This is a genomic window from Streptomyces sp. NPDC027189, from assembly GCF_055566975.1.
In genome coordinates this window covers 14118-39678 of sequence record NZ_JBVHRI010000013.1, presented here as the reverse complement: position 1 = coordinate 39678, position 25561 = coordinate 14118, and the positions used below count along the sequence as shown (strand labels likewise).

19 protein-coding genes are annotated in these 25561 nt (G+C 69.4%); 8 read left to right on the top strand and 11 right to left on the bottom strand.

Going from position 1 to position 25561, the window contains the following annotated elements; genetic code table 11:
• Positions 1–22 precede the first annotated feature (22 nt).
• Both ACZ4RZ_RS28125 and ACZ4RZ_RS28120 read left to right on the top strand, forming a co-directional pair.
• On the top strand, positions 23–703 hold the full coding sequence (locus ACZ4RZ_RS28125; protein ID WP_467748687.1) for a class I SAM-dependent methyltransferase: 681 nt from the start codon (positions 23–25) through the stop codon (positions 701–703).
• Entirely contained in the window at positions 700–882 is a 183-nt protein-coding gene (locus ACZ4RZ_RS28120; RefSeq protein ID WP_467748685.1) for a hypothetical protein, read from the top strand. The genes ACZ4RZ_RS28125 and ACZ4RZ_RS28120 overlap by 4 nt, the downstream gene beginning before the upstream one ends.
• A gap of 27 nt (positions 883–909) precedes the next feature.
• Here the strand turns inward: ACZ4RZ_RS28120 and ACZ4RZ_RS28115 are convergent, their stop codons facing one another.
• Positions 910–1536 (bottom strand): TetR/AcrR family transcriptional regulator, encoded by a 627-nt coding sequence (locus ACZ4RZ_RS28115; protein WP_467748683.1) that lies wholly within the window; start codon positions 1534–1536, stop codon positions 910–912.
• Between the two features lie 171 nt (positions 1537–1707).
• On the opposite strand from ACZ4RZ_RS28115, the gene ACZ4RZ_RS28110 reads away from it, so the two are divergent.
• On the top strand, positions 1708–2622 hold the full coding sequence (locus tag ACZ4RZ_RS28110; protein WP_467748681.1) for an ABC transporter permease: 915 nt from the start codon (positions 1708–1710) through the stop codon (positions 2620–2622).
• On the top strand, positions 2615–3439 hold the full coding sequence (locus ACZ4RZ_RS28105) for an ABC transporter ATP-binding protein (protein WP_467748680.1): 825 nt from the start codon (positions 2615–2617) through the stop codon (positions 3437–3439). Before ACZ4RZ_RS28110 ends, ACZ4RZ_RS28105 begins: the two co-directional genes overlap by 8 nt.
• A 45-nt stretch (positions 3440–3484) precedes the next feature.
• Here the strand turns inward: ACZ4RZ_RS28105 and ACZ4RZ_RS28100 are convergent, their stop codons facing one another.
• The 4 genes from ACZ4RZ_RS28100 to ACZ4RZ_RS28085 all read right to left on the bottom strand — a co-directional run bounded on the left by ACZ4RZ_RS28100 (position 3485) and on the right by ACZ4RZ_RS28085 (position 13186).
• A complete protein-coding gene (locus ACZ4RZ_RS28100) occupies positions 3485–4636 on the bottom strand; it encodes a glycosyltransferase (RefSeq protein ID WP_467748678.1) in 1152 nt (383 codons plus the stop codon).
• Entirely contained in the window at positions 4633–7500 is a 2868-nt protein-coding gene (locus tag ACZ4RZ_RS28095) for a bifunctional glycosyltransferase/CDP-glycerol:glycerophosphate glycerophosphotransferase (protein WP_467748676.1), read from the bottom strand. The genes ACZ4RZ_RS28100 and ACZ4RZ_RS28095 overlap by 4 nt, the downstream gene beginning before the upstream one ends.
• A gap of 37 nt (positions 7501–7537) precedes the next feature.
• Entirely contained in the window at positions 7538–7960 is a 423-nt protein-coding gene (locus ACZ4RZ_RS28090) for a GtrA family protein (protein WP_467748675.1), read from the bottom strand.
• A gap of 285 nt (positions 7961–8245) precedes the next feature.
• On the bottom strand, positions 8246–13186 hold the full coding sequence (locus ACZ4RZ_RS28085) for an NAD-glutamate dehydrogenase (RefSeq protein ID WP_467748673.1): 4941 nt from the start codon (positions 13184–13186) through the stop codon (positions 8246–8248).
• A 721-nt stretch (positions 13187–13907) separates the two neighbouring features.
• Here ACZ4RZ_RS28085 and ACZ4RZ_RS28080 point away from each other — a divergent pair.
• Positions 13908–14474, top strand: a complete 567-nt coding sequence (locus ACZ4RZ_RS28080; RefSeq protein WP_406169805.1) for a DJ-1/PfpI family protein — start codon at positions 13908–13910, stop codon at positions 14472–14474.
• 262 nt (positions 14475–14736) lie between these two features.
• Here ACZ4RZ_RS28080 and ACZ4RZ_RS28075 read toward each other — a convergent pair whose 3' ends face one another.
• Together ACZ4RZ_RS28075 and ACZ4RZ_RS28070 are read right to left on the bottom strand one after the other, a co-directional pair.
• Positions 14737–15402 carry an HAD family hydrolase gene (locus tag ACZ4RZ_RS28075; protein WP_467748671.1) on the bottom strand — a complete coding sequence of 222 codons (666 nt, stop codon included), beginning with the start codon at positions 15400–15402 and terminating at the stop codon, positions 14737–14739.
• Positions 15403–15570: 168 nt separating this feature from the next.
• Positions 15571–16086, bottom strand: coding sequence for a DUF6912 family protein (locus ACZ4RZ_RS28070; RefSeq protein WP_467748670.1), 516 nt, complete (start codon positions 16084–16086; stop codon positions 15571–15573).
• Between the two features lie 811 nt (positions 16087–16897).
• Here ACZ4RZ_RS28070 and ACZ4RZ_RS28065 point away from each other — a divergent pair.
• Positions 16898–17314 carry an Rv3235 family protein gene (locus ACZ4RZ_RS28065; protein ID WP_467748668.1) on the top strand — a complete coding sequence of 139 codons (417 nt, stop codon included), beginning with the start codon at positions 16898–16900 and terminating at the stop codon, positions 17312–17314.
• 170 nt (positions 17315–17484) lie between these two features.
• Here the strand turns inward: ACZ4RZ_RS28065 and secA are convergent, their stop codons facing one another.
• On the bottom strand, positions 17485–20298 hold the full coding sequence (gene secA / locus ACZ4RZ_RS28060; RefSeq protein WP_467748666.1) for a preprotein translocase subunit SecA: 2814 nt from the start codon (positions 20296–20298) through the stop codon (positions 17485–17487).
• A gap of 244 nt (positions 20299–20542) precedes the next feature.
• On the opposite strand from secA, the gene ACZ4RZ_RS28055 reads away from it, so the two are divergent.
• Together ACZ4RZ_RS28055 and ACZ4RZ_RS28050 are read left to right on the top strand one after the other, a co-directional pair.
• On the top strand, positions 20543–21127 hold the full coding sequence (locus ACZ4RZ_RS28055; protein ID WP_467748664.1) for a GNAT family N-acetyltransferase: 585 nt from the start codon (positions 20543–20545) through the stop codon (positions 21125–21127).
• Positions 21128–21417: 290 nt separating this feature from the next.
• Positions 21418–22608, top strand: a complete 1191-nt coding sequence (locus tag ACZ4RZ_RS28050; RefSeq protein ID WP_467748663.1) for a winged helix-turn-helix domain-containing protein — start codon at positions 21418–21420, stop codon at positions 22606–22608.
• Between the two features lie 47 nt (positions 22609–22655).
• Here the strand turns inward: ACZ4RZ_RS28050 and ACZ4RZ_RS28045 are convergent, their stop codons facing one another.
• The 3 genes from ACZ4RZ_RS28045 to ACZ4RZ_RS28035 all read right to left on the bottom strand — a co-directional run bounded on the left by ACZ4RZ_RS28045 (position 22656) and on the right by ACZ4RZ_RS28035 (position 25554).
• Positions 22656–23402, bottom strand: coding sequence for a response regulator (locus ACZ4RZ_RS28045; RefSeq protein WP_399405583.1), 747 nt, complete (start codon positions 23400–23402; stop codon positions 22656–22658).
• Positions 23403–23608: 206 nt separating this feature from the next.
• Entirely contained in the window at positions 23609–24301 is a 693-nt protein-coding gene (gene hpf / locus ACZ4RZ_RS28040; protein ID WP_373294433.1) for a ribosome hibernation-promoting factor, HPF/YfiA family, read from the bottom strand.
• 314 nt (positions 24302–24615) lie between these two features.
• On the bottom strand, positions 24616–25554 hold the full coding sequence (locus ACZ4RZ_RS28035; protein ID WP_467748661.1) for a ComF family protein: 939 nt from the start codon (positions 25552–25554) through the stop codon (positions 24616–24618).
• Between the last annotated feature and the right edge of the window lie 7 nt (positions 25555–25561).

Sequence of the window (25561 nt, the reverse complement as noted above, 5' to 3'; positions counted from 1 at the left end):
TGCTCTCCCTGGCATCAACCGCATGGGGCCCGGGGCGAGCGCAGCGACGTATGACGAACACGCCGACTGGTACAACGACTTCATGTCGGCCGGCACGGCGGGGGCGTACATCGAGCGGGTGCACGCCGCGATCGAGGAGTTGCTGGGGCCGGGCGAGGGGACGTGTCTGGACGTCTGCTGTGGGACGGGGGCCCATGCGCCGGTGTTGGGCGGGCTGGGGTGGACGCCCGTCGGGGTGGATCTGTCGGGTGGTCAACTACGGTACGCGGTGGGGCGGTTGTCCGTCGTCGCGGGTGACGCCACGGCGTTGCCGTTCGGGGACGGGGCCGTGCCCGCTGTCGCGTGTGCGCCGGCCCACACCGACGTGCCCGATTACGCGGCCGTGCTGCGGGAGGTCGCCCGGGTGCTGCGGACCGGAGGGCGGTTCGTGCACCTGGGGGTGCATCCGTGCTTCATCGGCGCGTTCGCCGACTGGAGCGACCGGCCGAGGGTGCTGCTCGACGAGCGGTACGCCGACCGGTCCCGCAGCTTCGACGCGTGGAACGCGGCGGGTGTCCGGGCCCGTGTCGGCGCCTGGCACCTCCCGCTCGCGGACCTCCTCAACGCCACGGCCGGCCTGCCGATCGTGCGCACCGCCGAGGCGGGGCCGGGCGGCGTGCCCGACCTGTTCGGCCTCCTCGCCGCGAAGGGACACTCCTCATGAAGTCGCTGCTCGCCTCGAAGCCCGTCCTCTGGTTCCTGTTCCTGTTCAACCTCGTCGTCGCCGCGGCCGCCCCTTCGTGGTCGACGGCACGTAGGGCGGTCATGACCGCCGTCGGCATGGGCGTCGTCTCGCTGAGAGCCGGCGTCAGCCTCCTCAAGGGCCGCCGGGCAACCGCGTGACCGGCCTCCGCGAAGGCGGCCGCGTGATCACAGCGCCTTGAGCGCCGCCGCCGTGGCCCGGGCCAGACTCGCCAGATAGCCCTTGGGCAGCTTGGGCCCGCGGACCACGACCGCCCGCCAGTACAGGGGGCCTGACATCAGGTCGAGCGCGAGTTCGAGGTCGATGTCCTCGCGCACCTCACCCCGCGCGGCCGCCGCCGCCACGATTCCGCTCGCGACCCCCTGCTGCCCCTCGCGCAGCGCCTTCTGCATGGCGTCCGCGATGTCGGGGTTGCGGGCCGCCTCGGCCTGCAGGTCGGGGATGATCTGCCCGGCGACGGGGTGGCGCAGGGCGCGCGAGGTGACCTCGTAGAGCAGCCGCAGATCGCCCTCCAGGGAGCCCGTGTCAGGGGCGGGCAGCCCCTGGACCGCGATCGCCGAGACCAGGTCGAGCACCAAGTGCAGCTTGGACCGCCAGCGCCGGTAGACAGCGGTCTTGCCGACGCCCGCGCGGCGCGCGATGCCCTCGATGGACATGCGGGCGTAGCCGACGGCCGCGAGTTCCTCGAAGACGGCGGCGCGGATGGCCTCGGTCACATCCTCTCGGAGGACGGCCGCCCCGGCGGGGGCCCGTCGGCGCGGCTGCGTCTTGGGGGCATCGGCGTTCGGCGTCATACGGACCAGCATAGGCCGTTACGACGAAACGGTTGCGTTCCGACGTCGAAAAGCCCTACGCTCACGTTGCGACGATACGGTCCCGTCCCGACGTAAGAAGCTGGCAAAGACGCAGTAAGAAACGTCAAGGACAGACCCCGCGCACTCCACCCCCGAGCGAAAGCAGCGGATGTGAGCCAGGTCCTCCACACACCGCCCCCGACGTCGGTCTCCCCCGCCGACGACGCCGCGGCGCTCGCCGCCCAGTACGGCCTGACCGTCAGCGGCGCCCGCCCGTCCCTGCCCGCGTACGTCCGGCAGCTGTGGGCGCGCCGCCACTTCATCACCGCGTTCGCCACCGCCAAGCTCACCGCCCAGTACAGCCAGGCGAAGCTCGGCCAGGTCTGGCAGGTGATGACCCCCCTGCTGAACGCGGCGGTCTACTACTTCATCTTCGGCGTGCTGCTCGGCACCAGCCACGGTGTGCCGGACTTCATCCCGTTCCTGGTCACCGGCGTCTTCATCTGGACCTTCACGCAGAGCTCGATCATGGCGGGCACCCGGGCGATCTCCGGCAGCCTGGGCCTGGTCCGTGCGCTGCACTTCCCGCGGGCCGCGCTGCCGGTGTCGTACGCCATCCAGCAGCTCCAGCAGCTGCTGTTCTCGATGGCCGCGCTGATCGTGATCCTGCTCTGCTTCGGCGTGCCTGTGAGCGCCTCGTGGCTGCTGGCCGTGCCCGTGCTGGTACTGCAGTTCGCCTTCAACGCGGGCGTGGCGATGGTCATGGCGCGGATGGGTGCCAAGACGCCGGACATCGCGCAGCTCATGCCGTTCATCCTGCGCACCTGGATGTACGTCTCCGGTGTCATGTGGAGCATCGACAAGATGCTCAAGCACAGCAGCGTGCCGCACTGGGTGGAGATCGCGCTTGCGAGCAACCCGGCCGCCGTCTACATCGACCTGATGCGCTTCGCGCTGATCGACAGCTTCCACGCGCACCAGCTGCCGCACCACGTGTGGGCACTGGCGATCGGCTGGGCGCTGGTCGCCGGGGTCGGCGGCTTCATCTACTTCTGGAAGGCCGAGGAGACGTACGGACGTGGCTGACACCATCACGCAGGACATCCGGCCCGCGACCGCGGCCGGTATCGAGGACGCGCGCGTCCCCACCGTCATCGCCGACCGCGTCGACATCGTCTACCGCGTCAACGGCACCGGCGCCGGGAAGGGCAGCGCCACCGCCGCCCTCAACCGCATCCTGCGCCGCAAGAAGGCCGAGCAGGCCGCGGGCGTCCGCAAGGTGCACGCCGTCAAGAGCGTCTCCTTCACGGCGTACCGGGGCGAGGCCATCGGCCTGATCGGCACCAACGGCTCGGGCAAGTCCACCCTGCTCAAGGCGGTCGCGGGCCTGCTCCCCGTGGAGAACGGCAAGATCTACACCGACGGCCAGCCCTCGCTCCTCGGCGTCAACGCGGCCCTGATGAACGACCTCACCGGCGAGCGCAACGTCTACCTCGGCGGCCTCGCGATGGGCATGTCCAGGGAACAGGTGCGCAAGCGCTACCAGGAGATCGTCGACTTCTCCGGCATCAACGAGAAGGGCGACTTCATCACCCTCCCCATGCGGACGTACTCCTCCGGCATGGCGGCGCGGCTGCGCTTCTCCATCGCCGCCGCGAAGGACCACGACGTGCTGATGATCGACGAGGCCCTGGCGACCGGGGACCGCTCCTTCCAGAAGCGCTCCGAGGCGCGGATCCGGGAGCTGCGCAAGTCCGCGGGCACCGTCTTCCTCGTCAGCCACAACAACAAGTCGATCCGGGATACGTGTGACCGGGTGCTGTGGCTCGAGCGCGGGGAGCTGCGGATGGACGGGCCCACGGAGGATGTGCTCAAGGAGTACGAGAAGTTCACGGGGAAGTAGGGGGCTCGCCCCCGCCGATAGGGGCGGCCCCCTCAGGGGGCGCCCCTATCTCTCCAGGAAGGCGAACAGCTCCTCCCAGCGCCGCACGATCTCGTCCGCCGTGTAGCGCTGGATGTTCACCCGGGCCGCCTCCCCCATCGCGTCCCGCAGCCCCTTGTCCGACATCAACGTGTCCAGCCTGCGGGCGAGTTCGCCGGTGTTGCCGAGGGTGGCGAGGAAACCGTCCTCGCCATCGTGGATGATCTCGTGGACGCCGGGGGCGCAGTCGAAGGCGGCGGCCGGGAGGCCGGTCGCCATGGCCTCCATGAGGACGAGCGGGAACCCCTCCCCGCGTGAGGGCAGCACGAAGACGGAGCCGCCGTGCATGGCGCCCGGTACGTCGCTCGTCCTCCCCTTCCACTCCACGAAGTCGTCGAGTCCGAGCGCCGTGCACTGCTTCTTCAGGATCTCCTCGTCCTCGCCGGAGCCGTAGATCCGCAGGCGCCAGTCGGGGTGGCTCGGCACGACCTCCGCCCAGGCGTCGAGGAGCATGTCGATGCCCTTCTGGTCGTGCAGCCGGCCGACGCTGACGACGACGTTCTCGGTACGCGGCGAGGGCACCTCGGGCAGGAACGGGATGGGGTTCGGCATGAACGAGGCGTTGTTCATGCCCTGCCCGATCCACAGGTCGGCGTCCTCGCGGGTGAGCGCCAGCATCCGGTCGACGTCCTTGTAGTGCTTCAGCACCCGCCGGAAGCGCGAGGTCGTCCTCGCGTACCGGAAGGACTCGTGGCTCATGCCGATGACGGTCAGACCGGCCGTGTCGGCGAGCTCCACCCACTCCATGGCCCACACCTGCGTGACGATCACGACGGCGCCGGGGCGCGCGGCCCGGAACAGCGCGGTCAGCTTGGCGGCCTGCTCCCGCATCCCCGCCGCGCGTTCGGCACGCGCCTTCCGCTCGGCCACATTGAGCCGCCCCTTGACGCCACGCGCGGAGCCGACGCGCGGCGGGTGGACGTCGTACAACGTCGTGGTGGGGTAAGGGAGTTCGCCGATGGCCTGGACGACCGCGGGCTCGGTGATGCCGATCACGTGGACGCGGTGGCCCCGTTCGGTGAACAGGCGGGCCATCTGGTGCGACCAACTGGTCACCCCGCCCAGTTCGTTCACGCTGTTGGAGACGAAGAAGATGTCCCGCTGCGGATACTCGGTCATCCACGCCTCCACTGCGCGAAGAACTGCTCGACGATGCTCCGGGCCGCGGTGCCCTTGTCGTACTCGCCGAATTCTGCGGTGAACTGCTCCCGCCTGGCCGCGTACTTGGTCAGCTGTTCCTCCAACGAGCCGAGCACCGCGTGCAGTTCGTCCTGGCTGCGCACGACGGGGCCGGGCGCCCTCTCCAACAGGTCGAAGTAGGTCCCACGGCCCTCGTGCACGTACTCCTCGTAGTCGTAGGCGAAGAAGAACATCGGCCGGTCGAGGAGTGCGTAGTCGAACATCACCGACGAGTAGTCGGTGATCAGGCCGTCGGCCAGCGCCAGCAGCGGAGTCATGTCGTGGTGGGCGGTGACGTCGATGACGCGGCCGCGCACGGACGGCGGCAGCACGACGTGGTTGAGGTAGTGGGAACGCACCAGCAGGACGTAGCGGTCGCCGAAGGTGTCGGCGAAGCGCTCCACGTCGAAGGGCAGCTCGAACCGCTGCCCACCGCCGCGCCGGCGGAAGGTCGGGGCGTACAACAGGACCTGCCTGCCCTCCGAGATACCCAGCTTGGCGGCGAGTGGCCCGCGTTCACGGCGTCCGGTGACCTCCTCCCGCTCCTTGGCCTGCACCAGTTCGTCGTTGCGCGGGTAGCCCACCCGCAGCAGCGTCCGCTCCTGGAGCCGGAACGCCCGTGCGAGGGTGCGCACATCGTGCTCGGAGCGGATCAGGAACCGGTCGAAGCGGTCGAGGGTGCGCTGCTGCTCGGCCTGCGCCGCACGGGACTTGAGCTTCCACTCGGGTTCGTCGAAACCCATCCGTTTGAGCGCGGAGCCGTGCCAGGTCTGGATGTACGTCGTCTCGCGCCGCTTGGTGAGCTTCAGCGGATAGCTCTGGTTGTCGACCCAGAACTCGGCCTGCGCGAGGGCCTTGAGATACGGCAGAGACCAGCGGCGTACGAGGGTGGCGTCGGCCGGGAATCCGTCCGGACTGCCCTCGTACGCCCACACCGCCTCGAACTCCAGGCCCTGGCGGCGCATCTCCTCATAGATCGCCTTGGGGCTGTCGCTGTACTGCCGGCCCAGGTGACTCTCGAAGACGACCAGGCCCTTCTTGACCGGCAGCCGGCTGAACACCTCGTGGTACAGACGGAGTTTGGTGTCGCCGGAGGTGATCCGCTTGCGCAGCGCCCTGGCCTTGCGGTAGCCGGACTTGGCGAGCGTGCCCGCCCGGCCGTGCACACCCCGCTGGACGAGTTCGTTCGCCTTCTTGTCGGGGACGAGCCGGAAGGCGAGGTGGCCGCGCGAGGAGACCATCGGTTCGATGCGGTCGGCGACCAGACGGGTGAGCCGGGGCCGTACGGGCAGCCGGCCGCCGGCCAGGTCGGGTTCGGCGGCGGTGAGCCGGGTCGTGGTGCGTACGTCGTCGACGGCGAGGCGGAGTCGTACGTCCCACACGGCGTCCACGATGCCCAGCGGCCTGACCGCCGCGAGGTCCGCAGTGGCCTCCCAGGCAAGGGCGTCGCCCTCGTGCCGCACACGCGCCACGGGGAAGCGGAAGGTCTGGAAGCGCACACCCGGACGGCGGGCGTAGAACTCCAGCTCCCCGGCGAGCAGGGCGCCGGGCGGGACGACGCCGAGCGGGTTGGTGATCCGTCCGGCCAGCCGCACCTCGCCGCGGGACTCCTCATAGGAGGTGAGCACGTTGCGCAGGAACATCTTCTCGACCGGCTTGGTGTGGTAGCCGAGCTCGGTAACGTCCAGAATGTGGCGGCCGAAGGCGTCGTCCTCGTCGAGGTGCTCGGCGCACCAGTACACGCGCCCGTCGCGCTCGACGAGCGGAGAGGAGATCTTGTCGCGGTTGGTGAGCGTGTCCACGGCGGGCAGGAGGTTGTCCCAGTCGCCCTTCTGCAGCAGATAGGCACAGATGGCGTGGATGGGCTCGGTCTCGTCGAAGGCGGCGCGGTCGATCGACTCCAGGTACTCCCGGGCGATCTCCGCGAACTCCTGCCGGTAGCACGCGTCCCGGAACGGCAGCTCCCGCAGATGCAGCACGAGGTCGTGCTTGAGCCACTTGACGTCCTTGGCGAACTTCAGCTCCAACAGGCCGTTGTCGGCGAGGAGCTGGTCGACCCGGCGGTGGATCTCCATCCGGTGCGTGAAGTTGGCGATCTCGTCACGGCGGTTGCTGATCGACTTCGCCGCCGACTTCTCCACGACCCGCCAGTCGTACACCCGGTTGGGGATGAGGGTGATGCGGCGGGCGGCCACATACGCCTGGGCGGAGAAGAGCAGGTCCTCGTAGTGGATGCCGACGGGGAACTCCAGTCCCTCGTCGAGCAGGAACTGCCGGCGGTAGCACTTGTTCGTGGAAAGCGTGTCGAAGACCAGCAGATCCGGCAGCTCGGAGATCGACTCCAGGGTGCGGGTGCGCTCGTACAGCCAGGGGTACCACTTGACCTCCTTGCCCGTGCGCGAGTCGACGTGCACCCGGACGCACAGGCCGGAGACGAGGTCGGCGCCGGTGCTCTCGGCGGCCTCCAGCATGTTGCGGCAGGCGTTGCGCTCCAGTACGTCGTCGCTGTCGAGGAACAGGACGTAGTCGCCTCGGGCCCGGCCGACTCCGTGGTTGCGGGGAGCTCCGCAGCCGCCGCTGTTCTCCGGCAGCTGGAAGGCGCGTACGCGGTCGGGGTGCTCGGCGGCCAGCTGCCGCGCCACCTCGTACGAACCGTCGGTGCTCCGGTCGTCGACGATGACGACCTCGACGCCGCGCAGCGTCTGATCGAGGACGGAGCGCACGGCCGTGGGCAACCGGGCGGCGTCGTTGTAGACGATGACGACCACGGACACGGCGGGCGCGCAGCGCTGATCCACATTCATCCTATTAATCCTAGACATACCTCCTCGCCGTGACGTGTTATCGACTGTGCTTGGTGTGTTGGAACACCCACGTCCGGTACACCAGGAAGCGGAAGGCCGAGGCCAGCACGATCGACAGCGCCTTGGCGATGTTCGAGCCGAGCGGGCTGCTCATACCCAGGCCGCGATAGCCGACATAGAAGAGTCCGCTCTCCATGAGGACGCCGAGCCCGCTGAACGCGAAGAAGAGGACGATCTGCCGCCTGGTGCGCGAGGCCCGGTCGCGGTACGCGAAGAAACGGAAGCCCAGGTAGTTGGTGCCCATGGCGATGCAGCTGGCGATCACCGTGGCGGCCATCGGGGCCCACTTCAGACCGTGCAGCAGGAGGTTGAAGAGGAGGATGTTGACCGCGACTCCGCTGCCGCCGACGACCCCGAACTTGGCCACCTCGAGAGCGATCCGCCGCGCCCGCGCGAACATTCCGGGACTGGGACTGGGACTGGGACTGGCACTGGGACTGGCACTGGCACTGGGACTGGCGACGGGCGGGACGAGGGTCGGCGCGGGGGCCTGACGGCCCACGCGGGCCCGCCCCTCGGAGAGGTTCACAGTCACAATTGTCCCTTTTATCAGCAATAGGTAAATTACAGGTGCGGTTTCCCCCAGAGATCGACAAGAAAAGCGGGGCGCCCCCGGTCATCAAGACCGGGGGCGCCCCCTTGTGGTACGGACTGCGTCGCCGTACGGACTGCCTCCGCGTACGGGCTACGAATGCGTCCGCAGCAGCGTCCGCATCGTCCGCATCGCCACCGACAGGTTCGCGAGGTCGAACGAGTCCGAGCCCCGGATCTCCTCCAGCGTCGTGCGGGCCCGGCCGAGGATCGCCGCGTTCTTCTCCTCCCAGGCCTTGAAGCGCTGCTCGGGAGTCGAGGTGCCGTTGCCCACCGCCAGGACGTCGGCGGTGAGTGCCGCGTGGGCCGCGTACAGGTCCTCGCGGATCGACGCGCGGGCCATGGACTGCCAGCGGTCGGCGCGCGGCAGCTCGATGATGCGGTCCATGAGCTGGGTGATGCCGAGGCGGTCGGCGAGGTCGTAGTAGACCTCGGCGACGGCCATCGGGTCCTTGCCCATGCGGTCGGCCACCGCGACGATGTCCAGCGTCGGGAAGGCGGAGGAGAACCCGGCCACGCGGGTGGCGAGTTCGTCCGGGACGCCGGCGCCCGACAGCTCGTCGTAGATCTGCTGGTACCACTCCAGGTCCGCGCCGCGCAGCAGCTTGGGCAGCTCGGACCAGACCTGCTCGACACCGTCGCTGAAGAAGCCGATCGTCTCGGCGAGCTGGAGCGGCTGCGGCCGGTTGTTGAGCAGCCAGCGCGTACCGCGCTCGACGAGCCGGCGCGAGTGCAGCCGGATGCGGGTCTGCACGTCGGCGGCGACGACATTGTCGAGCGCCTCCACACCGTCCCACACCTTGCTGGACTCGAAGATCGCGCGGGCCGCGGTCTGCGCCCGGACGATCTCCTCCAGGGAGGCACCGGTCTCCTCGCGCAGGCGGTGCAGGAAGCTCGTACCACCCGTGTTGACCGTGTCGTTGACCAGGACGGTCGTCACGATCTCACGGCACAGCGCGTGCGCTTCGATCTGCTCGCGGAACTTCTCGCGCAGCGCCGTCGGGAAGTAGGCGAAGAGCAGGCTCTGCAGGTACGGGTCGTCCGGCAGCGAGGTGGAGAGCAGCTCGTCGGAGACCGTGATCTTCGTGTACGCGAGGAGGACGGCCGTCTCCGGACCGGTCAGGCCCTGCCCGCTGTTGAGCCGCTCACGAATCTGCCGCTCGGTGGGCATGAACTCAAGGGCCCGGTCGAGGTGTCCCTCGCGCACCAGGTGGCGCATGAACCGCTGCTGGGCGTGGAGCATGCTCCCGGACTGGGCCAGCGCGTTGGCGATCGCCACGTTCTGCGCGTAGTTGTTGCGCAGGACCAGGGCGCCGACCTCGTCGGTCATCTCGGCGAGCAGCTTGTTGCGCTGCTTGACGGTCAGATCGCCGTTGGCCACCACCGCGTTGAGCAGGATCTTGATGTTCACCTCGTGGTCGGAGGTGTCCACGCCCGCGCTGTTGTCGATGGCGTCGGTGTTGATCTTGCCGCCGTGCTGGGCGAACTCGATCCGGCCGAGCTGGGTCAGGCCCAGGTTGCCGCCCTCGCCGACGACCTTGACGCGCAGGTCGGCGCCGTCGACGCGGATCGCGTCGTTGGCCTTGTCGCCGACGTCCGCGTGCGACTCGGCGGACGACTTCACATAGGTACCGATGCCGCCGTTCCACAGCAGGTCGACCGGCGCCTTGAGGATCGCCTTCATCAGGTCGGCCGGAGTCATCTTGGCGACGCCGGACTCGATGCCGAGGGCCTCGCGGATGTGCGCGTTGATCGGGATGGCCTTGGCGGTACGCGGGAACACACCGCCGCCGGCCGAGATCAGCTCGTCGTTGTACTCCGCCCACGAGGAGCGCGGCAGCTCGAAGAGGCGGCGGCGCTCGGCGTACGACGTCTCCGCGTCCGGGGTCGGGTCGATGAAGATGTGCCGGTGGTCGAAGGCGGCGACCAGGCGGATGTGCTCGGACAGCAGCATTCCGTTGCCGAACACGTCACCGGACATGTCGCCGACGCCGACCACGGTGAAGTCCTGCGTCTGGGTGTTCACGCCCAGCTCCCGGAAGTGCCGCTTCACGGACTCCCAGGCACCGCGCGCGGTGATGCCCATCTTCTTGTGGTCGTAACCGGCGCTGCCGCCGGAGGCGAAGGCGTCCCCGAGCCAGAAGTTGTAGCTCTCCGCGACCTCGTTGGCGATGTCCGAGAAGGTCGCGGTGCCCTTGTCGGCGGCGACCACGAGGTACGTGTCGTCCTCGTCGTGCCGGACGACGTCCACGGGCGGCACGACCTCACCGGCCACCATGTTGTCGGTGATGTCGAGCAGCGCCGAGATGAAGGTCTTGTAGCTGCGGATGCCCTCGGCCAGCCAGGCGTCACGGTCCACGGACGGGTCGGGCAGCTGCTTGGCGACGAAGCCGCCCTTGGCGCCGACCGGCACGATGACGGTGTTCTTCACCATCTGCGCCTTGACCAGGCCGAGGATCTCCGTACGGAAGTCCTCCTTCCGGTCGGACCAGCGCAGGCCGCCTCGCGCGACCTTGCCGAAGCGCAGGTGCACGCCCTCGACGCGCGGCGAGTACACCCAGATCTCGTACGCCGGTCGCGGCGCCGGAAGCTCCGGGATGGCCGTCGGGTCGAACTTCATGGAGACGTATTCGTGCCACCTGGCGCCCAGCGCCTCCTGGAAGAAGTTCGTGCGCAGGGTCGCCTTGATGAGGTTGAGGAAGGACCGCAGGATCCGGTCCTCGTCCAGCGACGCGACCTGGTCGAGCGCGGCGTCCAGCTCCTCCATCAGCGCGTCGGTCAGCTCGACACCGGCACGCTGGCGGTCCGGGGACATCCGTGCCTCGAAGAGCGACACCAGGAGCCGGGTGGTGTGGACGTTGTTGCGGAGGGTGTCCTCCATGTAGTCCTGGCTGAAGGTGGAACCGGCCTGGCGCAGGTACTTCGCGTACGCGCGCAGCACCATCGCCTGCCGCCAGGTCAGCCCGGCGCTCAGGACGAGGGCGTTGAAGCCGTCGTTCTCGGCCTGCCCGGTCCAGGTGGCGGAGAAGGCGTCCTGGAACCGCTCGCGGCCGTCGTCTCCCAGGGAGTCGCCGTTGCCGACCAGGGACTTGGGCAGACGCAGCCCGAAGTCGTAGATCCACGCGGTCGTACGGTCCGAGCAGCGCAGTTCGTACGGGCGCTCGTCGGTGACCTCGACACCCATGCGGTTGAGGGCGGGCAGCACCGCGGAGAGCGAGACCTGCTCACCGGTGCGGTAGATCTTGAAACGGCGCTCGCCGGGCGCCGCGCCCACCGGCTCGTACAGGCTGAGCGCGAAGTCCTTGCTCTTGTCGCGCGTGAGCGCTTCGAGGTGGACCAGGTCGGCGACCGCGGCGCGCGGGTTGTGGTCGGCCTTGTAGCCCTCGGGGAAGGCATTGCCGTAGCGGCGCAGCAGCTCGGCGGCGCGCTCCTCACCGAACTCGGCGGTCAGCGCCTCCGCGAAACCGTCGGCCCAGGAGCGGGCGGCCTCGACGAGCCGCGCCTCGATGCGCTCCTTGTCGGCGTCGGACAGCTGCGGCAGCTCGGTGCCCGGCGGGACGCGGACCACGAAGTGCAGCCGGGACAGGATCGACTCGGTGTTCCAGGCCGTGAAGTCGACGCTGGTGCCGTTCAGCTCTTCCTTGAGGATGTCGATGATCCGCAGGCGTACGCCGGTGGTGTAGCGGTCGCGCGGGAGGTAGACGAGGGCGGAGTAGTAGCGCCCGTACTCGTCCTGGCGCAGGTAGAGCCGCAGCCGCCGCCGCTCCTGCAGGTACAGGACGGACGTGACGATCGAGCGGAGCTCGTCGACGGGGGTCTGGAACAGCTCGTCGCGCGGGTAGGTCTCCAGGATCTGGAGCAGGTCGCGACCGTCGTGGCTGTTGGGCGAGAACCCGGCGCCCCTGAGGACTTCCTCCACCTTGCGGCGGATGACGGGCACACGGCGCACGGACTCGGTGTACGCGGCGGACGAGAAGAGCCCGAGGAAGCGGCGCTCCCCGATGACGTTCCCGTTCTCGTCGAACTTCTTGACACCGACGTAGTCGAGGTACGACGGCCGGTGCACGGTCGCCCGGCTGTTCGCCTTGGTCAGCACCAGCAGCTTGTGCTCGCGGGCCTTCGCGCGGGCGTCGGCGGGCAGCCGCTCGAAGGACGGGCTGACGGGGTGGCTGTCCTCCCCGGCGTGGTGCGGGTCGGAGCGCAGGATGCCGAGTCCGGTGCCGGGCACGGCCGCGAGCGAGTCGTCGTCGCGCAGCTCGTACTCCCGGTACCCCAGGAACGTGAAGTGGTCGTCCGAGAGCCAGCGCAGCAGCTCACGGGCCTCCTCGACCTCCTGGTCGCGCAGGTCGTCGGCGGTCGGCTCCCTGGGCAGCTCCTCCGCGATGCGCAGCGCCGAGTCGCGCATCTTCTCCCAGTCCTCGACGGCCTCACGGACGTCGGACAGGACGCGCAGCAGGTCGGCGGTGATCTGCTTCAGATCGGCGCGGTCGGTCTCGCGGTCGACCTCGACGTGGATCCAGGACTCGACGTGGGCGTCGTGGGGAAGCTCCTCGGCGGTGGGCCGGCCGGGCAGCACCTCGATGAGCTTGCCGGTCAGATCACGCCGTACGACGACCTGCGGGTGAATGACGACGTGGATGCCGCGGCCCTGGCGGGAGAGCTCGTTGGTGACCGAGTCGACGAGAAATGGCATGTCGTCGGTGACCACCTCGACGACGGAGTGGCTGCAGGTCCAGCCGTTCTCGTCGACGGTCGGGGTGTGGACCCGCACGTTGGCCGTGCCCTGCGGGCGGTTCTCGGCCAGTCGGTAGTGCGAGAAGGCGGCTCCGAAGATGTCGACCGGGTCGCGGTCGGTGAGGTCCTCCGGGGCGGTGTGCAGGTAGTAGCGCTGGAGGAACGCGAGCACGGTGTCCTTGTCAGGGGTGCCCTCGCCCGTCGTCCCAGTCGGTAGGTGCCCCCCGACCGGGCTGTTCTCAGCTACCCGGGCGGCCCGTTCGAGCAGCTCGGCCTTTGCTTCGTCCAGCTTGGTCTGCATTGTCCTCTGGCTCCTGTCGCGCGCCGTTGCGTGACGTTGAAGGAAGTACGGTCTCTTCTCTTCCGACGTAACGCCGTGACGCGGGGTGTCCGGTCTGCTCCGACGCTATGCCGCAAGGTGAGATGAGCGGGGGGTTATCGGCCATTTTCGGCGCCCCTGGAGACTGTGACGCTGCTCTCGGCGACGTCCGTTCCCGGGGTGTCATCGGCGTCCGGGGTGCGCTTTCCGCCGCCCCGACCCGCCCGCGAAGATCAGCGACCGCCGCCCGGTCACGGATGTCGTCCGTGCTCTCCGGGCGCAGGGCAGGGGCGACGATGCCCCCGCGAGATATCGCGCTGATCACGCCACAAGGCTATCGCCACCTACCCGGGGGCCGTCATGAGCCGTATGTGTACAAAACCGGGGGTGGAACTTTGACAGTATGCACAGGGACGAAAGGGGCGGGGATCCCGTACGTGGCTGCGCCCCCACCAGTCGTAGCAGCCGGCAATCGTGCCGCTGGGGCGGCGCCCGCCCCAAAGAGGGCGGCGCCCTGTCAGCGCCGGGCAGCGCGCCCCATCCCGAGCTCAGCCGCCGTCGCCGGGTGCCCGAAAGCACGCGCGTCCCCTTGGCAAGGCCCCTCACCCGAGGCAAGTTGACCAGGACGCCCAACGGAGACCGCAGCACAATTGAGCCATGGCTGACGCAAGGCTCAGGCAAGGCTGAGGGGAGCGGCACAGACATGACAGCGAAGATCCTGATAGTGACCGGCGACGCGGCGGAGTCACTGGAGGTCCTGTACCCATACCAGCGCCTGCGCGAGGAAGGCTACGAAGTCCACATCGCAGCCCCCACCCGCAAGCAACTGCAATTCGTCGTCCACGATTTCGAACCGGGCTTCGACACCTACACGGAGAAACCCGGCTACACCTGGCCCGCGGACCTCTCGTTCGCGGAGGTGGACCCCGGCCAGTATGTGGCGCTGGTCATCCCCGGCGGCCGAGCCCCGGAGTACCTCCGCAACGACCCCGAACTCCGCAAGATCCTCAAGGCCTTCTTCGACACCGACAAGCCGGTGGCCCAGATCTGCCACGGCCCCCTCCTGACGGCAGCCGTCGACGCCCTGCGCGGCCGCCGTGTCACGGCGTACCCCGCGCTGGAACTCGACATGCAGGCGGCCGGCGCGACCTTCCACGACGCGGAAGCCGTGGTCGACGGCATGCTGGTCTCCTCCCGCGCCTGGCCGGACCACTCCAGCTGGATGCGCGAGTTCTTGACGGTGCTGCGCGCGAAGGCGCCGGTGACCTGAACCACCCGAGCCGAACCACCCCGGGCCCGCTGAGCTGACCCACCCGAAGACCCACAGCCCCGAGGAGCCACTGAGCCGAACCACCCCGCCCACTGAGCTGGACCGCCCGAGCGGCGGCTGCCCCACCGACGAGGGCGGCCGTCGCGTCTCCGCCCGGGCGGACAACGAGGACGAGGCGCCCACGGCACTGTCCGGCGCCGCCCGCGGTCAGGCCGCCAGTCGCTCGACTCCCGGTCGGGCCGCCGGCCGTTCTGCCTCCCGGTCAGGCCGCCAGCCGCTCTGCCTCCTCGACCGCCTCCGCCAGGCTGTCCACCACGGGCACGCCCACCTCCTCCAGGCTGGCGCGACTGTGGGAGCCCCCGGTGTAGAGGACCGCCCGCGCCCCCACGTGCCGCGCGGCGACCGCGTCGTCGGCCGCGTCGCCGATCACCACCACGCTGGACGGCTCCACGCCGGCGAGCGCGCCCACGTGCCGCACCATGTGCTCGGCCTTGCTGCCACCGGAAGGCCCCGTCCGACCGTCGACACGCATGAAGTGCGGCTCGATCCCGAACCCCCGTACCAGCGGGACCAGTTCGTCATGCCCGTACATGCTCAGGAGCGACTGGCTGCGCCCCGCCGCCCCCCACCCGGCGAGCAGCGTCGGAACGCCCTCGGTGAGCTCACACGCGGTCCGGTGCTCCGCGTAGTACCGATGGAAGGTCTCGTCCATGACCTGCCACTCGGCATCCGTCGGCAGCCGTCCTATGAGTCGCTCGTAGAACTTCGGCACCGGCACGCAGTACAGCGCCCTGTACCGCTCCAGCGTGATCGGCTCCAGCCCCAGCTCGGCGAACGCCGCGTTCGTCGCCCCGATGATCGCGTCATTGTCGTGGAACAGCGTGCCGTTCCAGTCCCACACAATGTGCGCCGCTCCGTTCATCCCCATGACAAGAACGTACCCGCAGCCACTGACAACGGCCTCATCGCCCGGAGGCGCGCGAAAGCACACAGGGGCGCTGGGGGCCATGGACGCCGGGTGACCGGAAATTGGACGCCCGGCAGCCGGGGGACGGGCGCCACGCCGCGCCCGTCCCCCGGCCACTGCAGGCCGGCGTCAGTCCCCCGGCCCCACCAGGTTGGGAATCTCCTGCGTGGCGAACCACAGGAGCTCGTGGTCCTCGGCCCCGTCGACGATGAACTGGGCGTCGTCGTCCCCGACGTCCGCCGCGCCCAGCGCATCCGCGGCTGCGGCGACATCCGTCTCGGCATCGGCCGAGTCGACGTGCACGGCGGCCGCCTTGGCCAGGGGCACTGCCTGGGAGACCCGCACCTCACCGAGCGCCGTGGGATCGAGCCCCCGGTCGGGATCGGCGGCCGCGGCCCGGTCCGGGACGTCGACCGCGACAACGACCCGCCGCCGAACGGCCCCGGGGTCGACCGCGAGCAGCCGCAGTGAGGCCAGCGCGGCGCGGTTCAGCGCCGCGTACTCGAGCTCCTCGATGTCGTCGGAGAGGTACCACTCACGCAACGCGGGCGTGACGGCGTACGCGACGAAAGGTCCCGCCTCCAGCTCTCCCGTCTTGTACGCCTCGGCGAGACCGGAGAGGGTCAGAGGGACGTAGACGCGCATGGCTGGCCACTTTCGTAGTCGGAGGGCTCCGATTGCGTGGTCGGAGGGCTCCGAGGAGGGCGGTCCCGCGCCTCCCGGGAGGGCCTTCAGGATACGTGCGGGCGTCCCCTTTCGAGCCCCCGATCGCACCCTCCGGGGCGTCCACCCCGGGCCGCGGATTCACCCGGGACGCCCCGCTCCCCCAAGGCCCGCACACCGCCCGGCCACCCTGATAGGTGAACCTTCCGGCCGCTCCGGCGCGCGTCCGGCGTCCTTGCGCAGGCCCGCTTCCGCCTCGTACAAGATCCCCAACGCGAAAGTTACCGCCCGGTATCAACCGGGCCCCAGCGATCGGGAACGACGCATGAACAAGGTGATGACCAGGACGAAGCGCCACCCGGGCACCCGCCCACCCGGCCGACAGGACACCCGCCGCCCGGGCAGCACGCCACCCCGCACGCCGGGAGCGGGAGCACCCCGCAGGACCCCGGGCGGCAGCCCACCGCCGGCGCCGCCCGGCGCCGGCGCACCTCGGCCGACCCGACCGGGCGCGGGCGCATCACGACCGACTCCACCGGGCGCAGGCACGTCACGGCCGACCCCACCGGGCGCAGGCACGTCACGACCGACCCCACCGGGCGCAGGCACGTCACGGCCCACCCCACCGGGCGCAGGCACGTCACGACCGACCCCACCGGGCGCAGGCACGTCACGGCCCACCCCACCGGGCGCAGGCACGTCCCTGGAGGCACCGGCGGCCCTCCTGCTGACGACACCCATCCGCGGCTCCCTGCGCCCGGCACAGGGCGACAGCCCGGCGCCGGGCGACACCGTGCCCTCGCCGTTCCCGGGCGGCGGAGCCGCGCCTCTCACCGCCCCCGCCGACGCCCCGCGCAGGCCCGCTCCCCAACCCCGCCCCACCGACCTCTTCGCCGACCGTCTGCTCGCCGTACTGAGCGGTCAGCGTCCCGTCCACTGCATGCTGCGCCACACCGCGGGCCGCGCCTACGACGAACTGGCCTGGCTCGCCGAGCGCGGCCCCCTGCGCGCCCGCGGCACCCGACCGGTCGTCCGCGACATCGGCTACTACGTACCGCGCCCGGGCGCGATCGAGGCCTTCGCCCGTATCGGGGCGGGCGAACAGCTCCGCGCCATGGCGTTCCGCCTGGAACAGGGCCCCGACCTCCGCTGGCGCTGCACGGCGGTGGAGCTCGGCGGCCCGCGCATGCCCCGCGCGGACGACGACTGAGCCGAAGCGTCGCCGTCAGGCCTCCCCCAGGCAACGCAAAGGGCCGGGCACCCAAGGTGCCCGGCCCTCACAAGCGACCGTGACCGGCGCTACGCGACAGCGGCGACGATCCGCACAAGCGGCCGTAGCCGGCGCTGCGCGGCGGCGCTACCGCTCGCCCGCGGCGACCGTCACTTCTTGCGCCGGCGCGCGCCCTTCTGCTGCTTGCGGCGCTCCGCGCGCGTGAGGCCGTCCGCCTCGGAGCGCACAGGCTCGTCGCCGTTGTCATCGATGAAGTCGCCCTCGACGATGCCACCCTCGCCGTCCACCTTCGGCGCGGAGAAGTGCAGCCGGTCGGGGCGCCGTGGAGCGTCGAGGCCCTTGGCACGGATCTCCGGACGCGCACCCGCGGGGACGACGTCCTCCTTTTGGAGGGAAGGCACCGAGTCCTCGACCGGAACCTCCTCGACCTGCTGCTCGACCTGGACCTCCAGGTTGAACAGGTAGCCGACGGACTCCTCCTTGATGCCGTCCATCATGGCGGAGAACATGTCGAAGCCCTCGCGCTGGTACTCGACCAGCGGGTCCTTCTGCGCCATGGCACGCAGGCCGATGCCCTCCTGGAGGTAGTCCATCTCGTAGAGGTGCTCGCGCCACTTGCGGTCCAGCACCGACAGCACGACCCGGCGCTCCAGCTCACGCATGATCTCGGAGCCGAGCTGCGCCTCACGGGCCTCGTACTGCTCATGGATGTCGTCCTTGATGGACTCGGAGATGAACTCCGCGGTCAGACCGGCCCGGTCACCGGCCGCCTCCTCCAGCTCGTCGACGGTGACCTTCACCGGGTAGAGCTGCTTGAAAGCGCCCCACAGCCGGTCCAGGTCCCACTCCTCGGCGAAGCCTTCGGCGGTCTCGGCCGCGATGTACGCGTCGATCGTGTCGTCCGTGAAGTGCTGGATCTGCTCCTGCAGGTCCTCGCCCTCCAGGACGCGGCGGCGCTCACCGTAGATGACCTCGCGCTGCCGGTTGAGGACCTCGTCGTACTTCAGGACGTTCTTACGCGTCTCGAAGTTCTGCTGCTCGACCTGCGACTGGGCGGACGCGATCGCGCGCGTGACCATCTTGTTCTCGATCGGCACGTCGTCAGGCACGTTCGCCATCGACATGACGCGCTCGACCATCTGCGCCTTGAACAGGCGCATCAGGTCGTCACCCAGCGACAGGTAGAAGCGGGACTCGCCCGGGTCGCCCTGTCGGCCGGAACGACCACGCAGCTGGTTGTCGATGCGGCGCGACTCGTGCCGCTCGGTGCCGAGGACGTAGAGCCCACCGAGCTCCTTGACCTCCTCGAACTCCGCCTTCACGGCCTTTTCGGCCCTCTCCAGAGCGGCGGGCAGGGCGGCGGCCCACTCCTCGATGTGCTCCTCGGGCTCGAGGCCGCGCTGACGCAGCTCCGCCTCGGCGAGGTCGTCGGGGTTGCCGCCGAGCTTGATGTCCGTACCACGACCGGCCATGTTCGTGGCCACGGTCACGGCGCCCTTGCGGCCGGCCTGGGCGACGATCGTCGCCTCACGGTCGTGCTGCTTGGCGTTCAGCACTTCGTGCTGGATGCCGCGCTTGGAGAGCTGCTGCGAGAGGTATTCGGACTTCTCGACCGACGTCGTACCGACGAGGATCGGCTGGCCCTTCTCGTGCTTCTCGGCGATGTCGTCGACCACCGCGTCGAACTTGGCGACCTCGGTGCGGTAGATCAGGTCTGACTGGTCCTTGCGGACCATCGGCTTGTTGGTCGGGATCGGGACGACACCGAGCTTGTAGATCTGGTGGAACTCGGCGGCCTCGGTCATCGCCGTACCGGTCATGCCGGAGAGCTTGCCGTAGAGGCGGAAGAAGTTCTGCAGGGTGATCGTGGCGAGGGTCTGGTTCTCGTCCTTGATGTCCACCCCTTCCTTCGCCTCGATCGCCTGGTGCATGCCCTCGTTGTAGCGGCGGCCGGCGAGGATACGGCCGGTGTGCTCGTCGACGATCATGACTTCGCCGTCGATGACGACGTAGTCCTTGTCCTTCTTGAAGAGTTCCTTGGCCTTGATGGCGTTGTTCAGGTACCCGACGAGCGGCGTGTTCACCGACTCGTAGAGGTTGTCGATGCCCAGCCAGTCCTCGACCTTGGAGACGCCGGGCTCGTGGATGGCGACGGTGCGCTTCTTCTCGTCGACCTCGTAGTCCCCGGTCTCCTCGATGCCCTTGAGGGGGTTGCCGGGCTCGCCCTTCTTCAGGCGGGTGACCAGCTTGGCGAAGTCGCCGTACCACTTGGTGGCCTGGTCGGCCGGGCCGGAGATGATCAGCGGCGTACGGGCCTCGTCGACGAGGATGGAGTCGACCTCGTCGACGATCGCGAAGTTGTGGCCGCGCTGCACCAGTTCGTCCTGGGACCACGCCATGTTGTCGCGCAGGTAGTCGAAGCCGAACTCGTTGTTCGTGCCGTACGTGATGTCGCACGCGTACTGCTCGCGGCGCTGGGCCGGCGTCATGTTGGCGAGGATGCAGCCGACGGTCAGACCCAGGAACTTGTGGACGCGACCCATCATTTCGGAGTCGCGCTCGGCCAGATAGTCGTTGACCGTGATGAGGTGAACGCCGTCTCCGGAGAGGGCGTTCAGATACGCGGGCAGGGTGCCGACGAGCGTCTTGCCCTCACCGGTCTTCATCTCGGCGACATAGCCGAGGTGGAGGGCGGCGCCGCCCATCATCTGCACGTCGTAGTGACGCTGGCCCAGCACGCGCTTGGCCGCCTCACGGACGGTCGCGAACGCCTCGGGCAGCAGGTCGTCGAGGCTTTCGCCGTCGGCGTACCGCTGCTTGTACTCATCGGTGAGGGCCCGCAGCTCGGCGTCGGAGAGGTCGACGAAGTCCTCTTCGATGGAGTTGACCTGGTCCGCGATGCGGTGCAGCTTGCGCAGGATCTTGCCTTCGCCTGCACGCATGATCTTCGAGAGGACGGACACGGGGGTTTGTCTCCTTGCCGGTCGGGCCTGGGACGGTCGGTTTCAATGACAGTTACAAATGACAGCTTGAGCAACGGCCATCGTAAGCGAGGACCGCACCGCGCCGGGAGGTCTGCCAGTGACAGCCACTAGGACAACGGACAGGGGATGCTGAAGGTGCCGCGTTCTCGCTGCGAAAAGTAACGACAGTCTCACTCACAGCAAAGGAATGGCTTCCTTCCGGTTGCCCGAGCAGAATCGGCCGATGGACCCCGTCACCCTGACCACCGACCGTCTCGTCCTGCGCACCGTGGGCCCGCACGACACGGACACCGTGTACGACGCCGTCCAGGACCCCGACATCCAGCGCTGGACCACGATCCCGTCGCCCTATCTGCGCGAGCACGCGGTGAGCTTCACGGACCAGATGGTGCCCGACGGCTGGTCGGACGGCTCCATGTTCACCTTCGGCGTCTTCCTCCCCTCCGGGGAGTTGGCGGGCATGCTCGCCATCACCATGCGCTCCCTGGGCGTCGGCGAGATCGGCTTCTGGACGGCGAAGGAACACCGCGGCAACGGCTACATCACCGAAGCCGCCACCGCCGCCGCCCGCTGGGCCTTCACGGACCTGTCCATCGACCGCATCGAATGGCGCGCCGAGGTCGGCAACACGGGCTCCCGCGCGGTGGCCGAACGAGCCGGCTTCACCGTGGAGGGCACCCTCCGCTCCGCCATCAGCAACAAGGGAGTACGCCGAGACTGCTGGGTGGGTTCCTTGCTCCCCTCCGACCTGGGCATCCCGTCAACGGCCCCATACCTCCCGGCACCACCCAGCCCGTCCGGCACCTGAGAACAACACCGTGAGCCGCATCCCACCCACCCTCGCTGGTCCCATCCGCCCTCGTCAGTACCTCCCTGCCCGGGCCGGCACCACCCAGCCCGTCCGGCGTTTGAGGACGGGGCCGTCAAGGCCGATACGGGGGTCTGGGGGGAGCCCCAGGTACGGGACGGGTAGGTGCGGAGGGGGCGAAAACCCATGGGGTCACACCCACGCCGGCCACGCGCGAACCGGACGCCCCCGGCCGGGCCCCCAAACCCCAGGCCGGCCCCGTTGTCAGTGGCACCGCCTACCGTGTGGGCATGACGAGTCTCCCGCGTCCCACCGCCGAACTCTCCACCGACGAAGCCCGCCGCATCGCCCTCCGGGCCCAGGGCTTCCTGGGCGCTCCGGACCGCAGGGCCGGCGTCCGCGGAGTCCTGCGACACCTGGGCGCGGTCCAACTCGACACCATCTCCGTCCTCGCCCGCTCCCACGAACTCATCCCGTACGCCCGCCTGGGCGCGGTGGGCCGCAAGACGGTCGACAACGCCTACTGGACGCCGGGCTCGGACGGCGCACCGCACGCCTTCGAGTACTGGTCCCACGCAGCTTGCATCCTCCCCGTGGAGGAGTGGCCCCACTTCGCCTTCCGCCGCCGCGCCTACAGAGCCCGCCCGCACTGGAACCACGCCCTGCCGGACGGCACCTACGACCAGGTCATCAAGCAGCTCCGCGCCGAAGGCCCCCTCACAGCCACGGAGTTGGGCGGCGCGAAGAAGACCAGCGAGTGGTGGGACTGGTCGGGCACCAAGGTCGCCGTCGAGCGCGCCCTGATGTACGGCGAGGTGGTGTGCACGGAACGTCGCGGCTGGAAGCGGGTGTACGACCTCGCCGAGCGCGCCATCCCCGACGCGCTGCTGCACGACGAGCTGGACGACACGGAGTGCCTGCGCCGCCTCGTCCGCCTCGCGGGCCAGTCCCTCGGCGTCGGCACACGCGCGGACATCGCCGACTACCACCGACTCAAGGGCGAGCAGGTCGACGCGGTGATCGCGGACTCGGGCCTGGTCCCGGTGACGGTGGAGGGCTGGGGCAAGTCGGCGTGGGCCGACCCGGCGGCGCTGGAGACGGCCCCACGCGGCCGCCACCGTACGACCCTGCTGTCACCGTTCGACTCACTCATCTGGGAACGGGCCCGCACTGAGCGGATCTTCGGCTTCACCCACCGCCTGGAGGCGTACACACCCAAGCCGAAGCGGATCTACGGCTACTTCGCCATGCCGGTCCTGGCCGGTGGCCACCTCGTCGGCCGCGTGGACCCCGCCCGCGAGGGCCGCACCCTGGTCGCCAAGCAGGTCACGCTGGACGGCGCCAAGGCCGTCCCTGCAGTGGCCCAGGCCCTGGTCGAGGCAGCGGGCTGGGTGGACTGCACGGACATACGGGTGGAACGGGTGGACGCGCCCGAACTGCGCGAGCCGCTCACCAGAGAGCTGTCCCGCGCCCTCGCCTAGCCACGGGCCGGGCCGGCCGAGCACCACAGGCGAGGCCGGCCGCGTGGCTAGCGGATTTCGAGGATCTTCTCCCGCATCGCGTACACCACGGCCTCCATCCTGGAGTGCAGCTGCAGCTTCTCCAGGATGTTGCGCACATGGTTCTTCACCGTGTTCTCGGAGATGAACAACTCCTTGGCGATGTCCCGGTTGTTCATCCCCGTGGCGACGAGCTTGAGGACCTCCAGTTCGCGATCGGTGAGCCGCGGCGCGGGCACCAGTCGGCGCTCGTCGGTCCGCTGGATCATCGACTTGAACTCGGTGAGGAGTTTCGACGCCATCGAGGGACTGATCTGCGACTGCCCGTCGGCCACCGCACGAATGGCCGTGGCCACCTCGTCCGTGGAGATCTCCTTGAGGAGATAACCCGTCGCGCCCGCCTTGATCGCGTCGTAGAGGTCGGCCTCCTCGTCACTGATCGTCAGCATGATGATCTTCGCGCTGGGGGCCACCTCCTTGATGGAGGTACACGCCTCGATACCGCCCCGCTTCGGCATGCGTACGTCCATCAGCACGATGTCCGGCAGCAGGTCGGCGGCCTTGTCGACCGCCTCCGCCCCGTCGCCCGCCTCGCCGACGACCTGAATGTCCTCCTCGGCCGCGAGCACGATCTCCAGACCGCGGCGGAAGAGGGCGTGGTCGTCCACGACAAGGACCCTGATGGGCTCCTTGCGTGGAGTGCCCGCGTCCGGGCCCATGCCGACGACGCCGCCGTCGGCATCCTCGTCACGCATCGGTCCGAAGCTGTCCGCCATCGTTCCTCCCCCTGAAGGCCGTGGCCTGTGTTTCTGTGCCGTCGCCAACCCAAGGCAACGGCCCACCGGTTGGGGCCGGTGCGGCCATGATTTCATGCCCGGACGACAGTGCGGTGACAGAGCGGGGTGCGAAATGGTCGCACACCGGTGCCCCTGGGGGCGCACGCGCACTCCAGGGGCACCAGCCCAGCTGTCACCGGGGAGGGTCAGCCGCCGAGCGCACCGCCCGGCGCATCCGCTCCGGCCTGGGCGACCATCGGGTCCGTGCTGAGGTGGATGACGCCGTAGTCGTACGCGTGCCGCCGGTAGACGACACTCGGTTCCTTCGTCTCGGAGTCGACGAACAGATAGAAGTCGTGCCCGACCAGCTCCATCTCGTAGAGCGCTTGGTTGAGCGTCATCGGGGCGGCCACGTGGGTCTTCTCGCGGACGACGCAGGGGCCCTCACCCATGATCTCGAGGGAGCCGATCTTCTTGGTCGGCACGCCTTCCGGCTCCTCGTCGTGGACGACGCTGCCGTTGCCGTTCAGCGTCGCGGCACCCGGGACGTGGTCGGCGACCTCGGCGGCCGAGATCCTGCCGTTGCCACGGCGGGTATAGCGCTTGTCGTGCTGCTTGCGCAGCCGGGCTTCGAGTTTGTCCGCGGCCAGGTCGAGTGCTGCATACGGATCGCTTGCCGCTGCCTCCGCCCGGATCACGGGACCGCGGGAGCGGAGCGTGATCTCCACTCGATCGCTACGGTCGGCCTGTCGGGGGTTGGGCTCCTTGGACACCTCGACGTCGAGGCTGATCACCTTGCCATCGAGCTTCTGGATCTTCTCCAGCTTCAGCTTCTCGGCCACGTGCTTGCGGAACCGCTCGGGCACCTCGGTCTTGCGGCCCTTGACGACGATGTCCACGCAGAACTCCGTTCCCGGATAGCCCCGCTCCACTGGCGGAGCATCTCCCTTTTGCACCAGGCTCCGGTGTGTCCCGGAACCTCGGACTCGGTGACTTTCACCTCCTCCTCCCCCAAGGACAAGATCTACACCCCACCGAGGCGGGTGATTGAGAAAACCCGCAGGACAGCATTCGGATTCGCGAGGTACGGCCAGCGCCATTGCCTCACAACCGAACATATCTCGCCCGGACGGATGTCGTCACCCTCTACTGCGGCGTACCTCCATTCAGGTGAATTGACCCTCTCGTTACCTGCAACGATGCATGTTCTCAGTCAGTTCCGGTTTATTTCGAAAGAGTCTGGTGCAGCTGCGACCACAGCCGCGCAGATCGTTTCGCGGCCGGTGTCCCCGACTTCACCCGTATCCGCCATTCGGCGCACCGCTTCTGTCACGTTCGTCCCCTCCACCCCTGCGTCCGCGGCCCGTACGGCCCGCGCCGCCTCCGTGAGTGAGGCGCCCGTCGTCATCAGATCGTCCACGAGCACGACCCGGCCACCGTCCGCCAGCAGCCGGGCACCCCCGGCGGCCACCTCAAGGGCGCCCGCGAGATTGTCCAGCCGCTGCCGGGAGTTGAGCCCGGACTGGTCGGCCACGGCACGCCGCTGCACCAGCACGCTCAGCACCCGGGCCGGCATCCCCGTACGCCGCAGCTCACCCGCGGCCGCGAGCGCGATCCGCCGCGCCGGATCATGCCCCCGCGCCCGCACCGCCCGCCGCGACGACGGCACCGGCACCAGCAGCACTGGTCCCGGGACGACTCCGGCGGCAGCGTCCAGCTGGCGCCGTCCGCTCTCCGCCGACATCGGCCGTCCTTCGCCGAACCCGGGCCGACCGCCCTGGCCCCGCAGTTGCCCCTTCCTGGGCCCCAGCCGCTCCTCCGTAGCCATTGGCCGCCCGCCCGGACCAGGACTCCGTAGCTGCCCCAGCCCCGCCCGCACAGCCGCCGCCAGGGCCACGCCGAGCGGCGCCGCCAGCGCCAGCGCGCCCCGTTCCTTGTGGGCGAGGAGTGCCGCCCGCACCTCGTCCTCGTAGCGAGCCGCCGCGTGCACCACAGGCAGCCCAATCGGCTCCGGCACCGGTCGCACCCGGCTCGGTAAGGCCCCACTCAGGGCGGCACGGCACTCAGGGCAGAGCACCGTGCGAGGCCTCCCGCAGCCTCCGCACTCGGCCGGCAGCACCAGATCGGTGAGGTCCTGCCACCACCCCCGCATGCCCACC

Coding starts and splice junctions, on each gene's coding strand:
- ACZ4RZ_RS28120 (WP_467748685.1), top strand. CDS start 700: ATGAAGTCGCTGCTCGCCTCGAAGCCCGTCCTCTGGTTCCTGTTCCTG.
- ACZ4RZ_RS28095 (WP_467748676.1), bottom strand. CDS start 7,500: ATGAATGTGGATCAGCGCTGCGCGCCCGCCGTGTCCGTGGTCGTCATC.
- ACZ4RZ_RS28090 (WP_467748675.1), bottom strand. CDS start 7,960: ATGTTCGCGCGGGCGCGGCGGATCGCTCTCGAGGTGGCCAAGTTCGGG.
- ACZ4RZ_RS28045 (WP_399405583.1), bottom strand. CDS start 23,402: ATGGCGGACAGCTTCGGACCGATGCGTGACGAGGATGCCGACGGCGGC.
- ACZ4RZ_RS28075 (WP_467748671.1), bottom strand. CDS start 15,402: ATGGGGATGAACGGAGCGGCGCACATTGTGTGGGACTGGAACGGCACG.
- ACZ4RZ_RS28080 (WP_406169805.1), top strand. CDS start 13,908: ATGACAGCGAAGATCCTGATAGTGACCGGCGACGCGGCGGAGTCACTG.
- ACZ4RZ_RS28115 (WP_467748683.1), bottom strand. CDS start 1,536: ATGACGCCGAACGCCGATGCCCCCAAGACGCAGCCGCGCCGACGGGCC.
- ACZ4RZ_RS28050 (WP_467748663.1), top strand. CDS start 21,418: ATGACGAGTCTCCCGCGTCCCACCGCCGAACTCTCCACCGACGAAGCC.
- ACZ4RZ_RS28035 (WP_467748661.1), bottom strand. CDS start 25,554: ATGCGGGGGTGGTGGCAGGACCTCACCGATCTGGTGCTGCCGGCCGAG.
- ACZ4RZ_RS28100 (WP_467748678.1), bottom strand. CDS start 4,636: ATGACCGAGTATCCGCAGCGGGACATCTTCTTCGTCTCCAACAGCGTG.
- ACZ4RZ_RS28070 (WP_467748670.1), bottom strand. CDS start 16,086: ATGCGCGTCTACGTCCCTCTGACCCTCTCCGGTCTCGCCGAGGCGTAC.
- ACZ4RZ_RS28055 (WP_467748664.1), top strand. CDS start 20,543: ATGGACCCCGTCACCCTGACCACCGACCGTCTCGTCCTGCGCACCGTG.
- ACZ4RZ_RS28125 (WP_467748687.1), top strand. CDS start 23: ATGGGGCCCGGGGCGAGCGCAGCGACGTATGACGAACACGCCGACTGG.
- ACZ4RZ_RS28085 (WP_467748673.1), bottom strand. CDS start 13,186: ATGCAGACCAAGCTGGACGAAGCAAAGGCCGAGCTGCTCGAACGGGCC.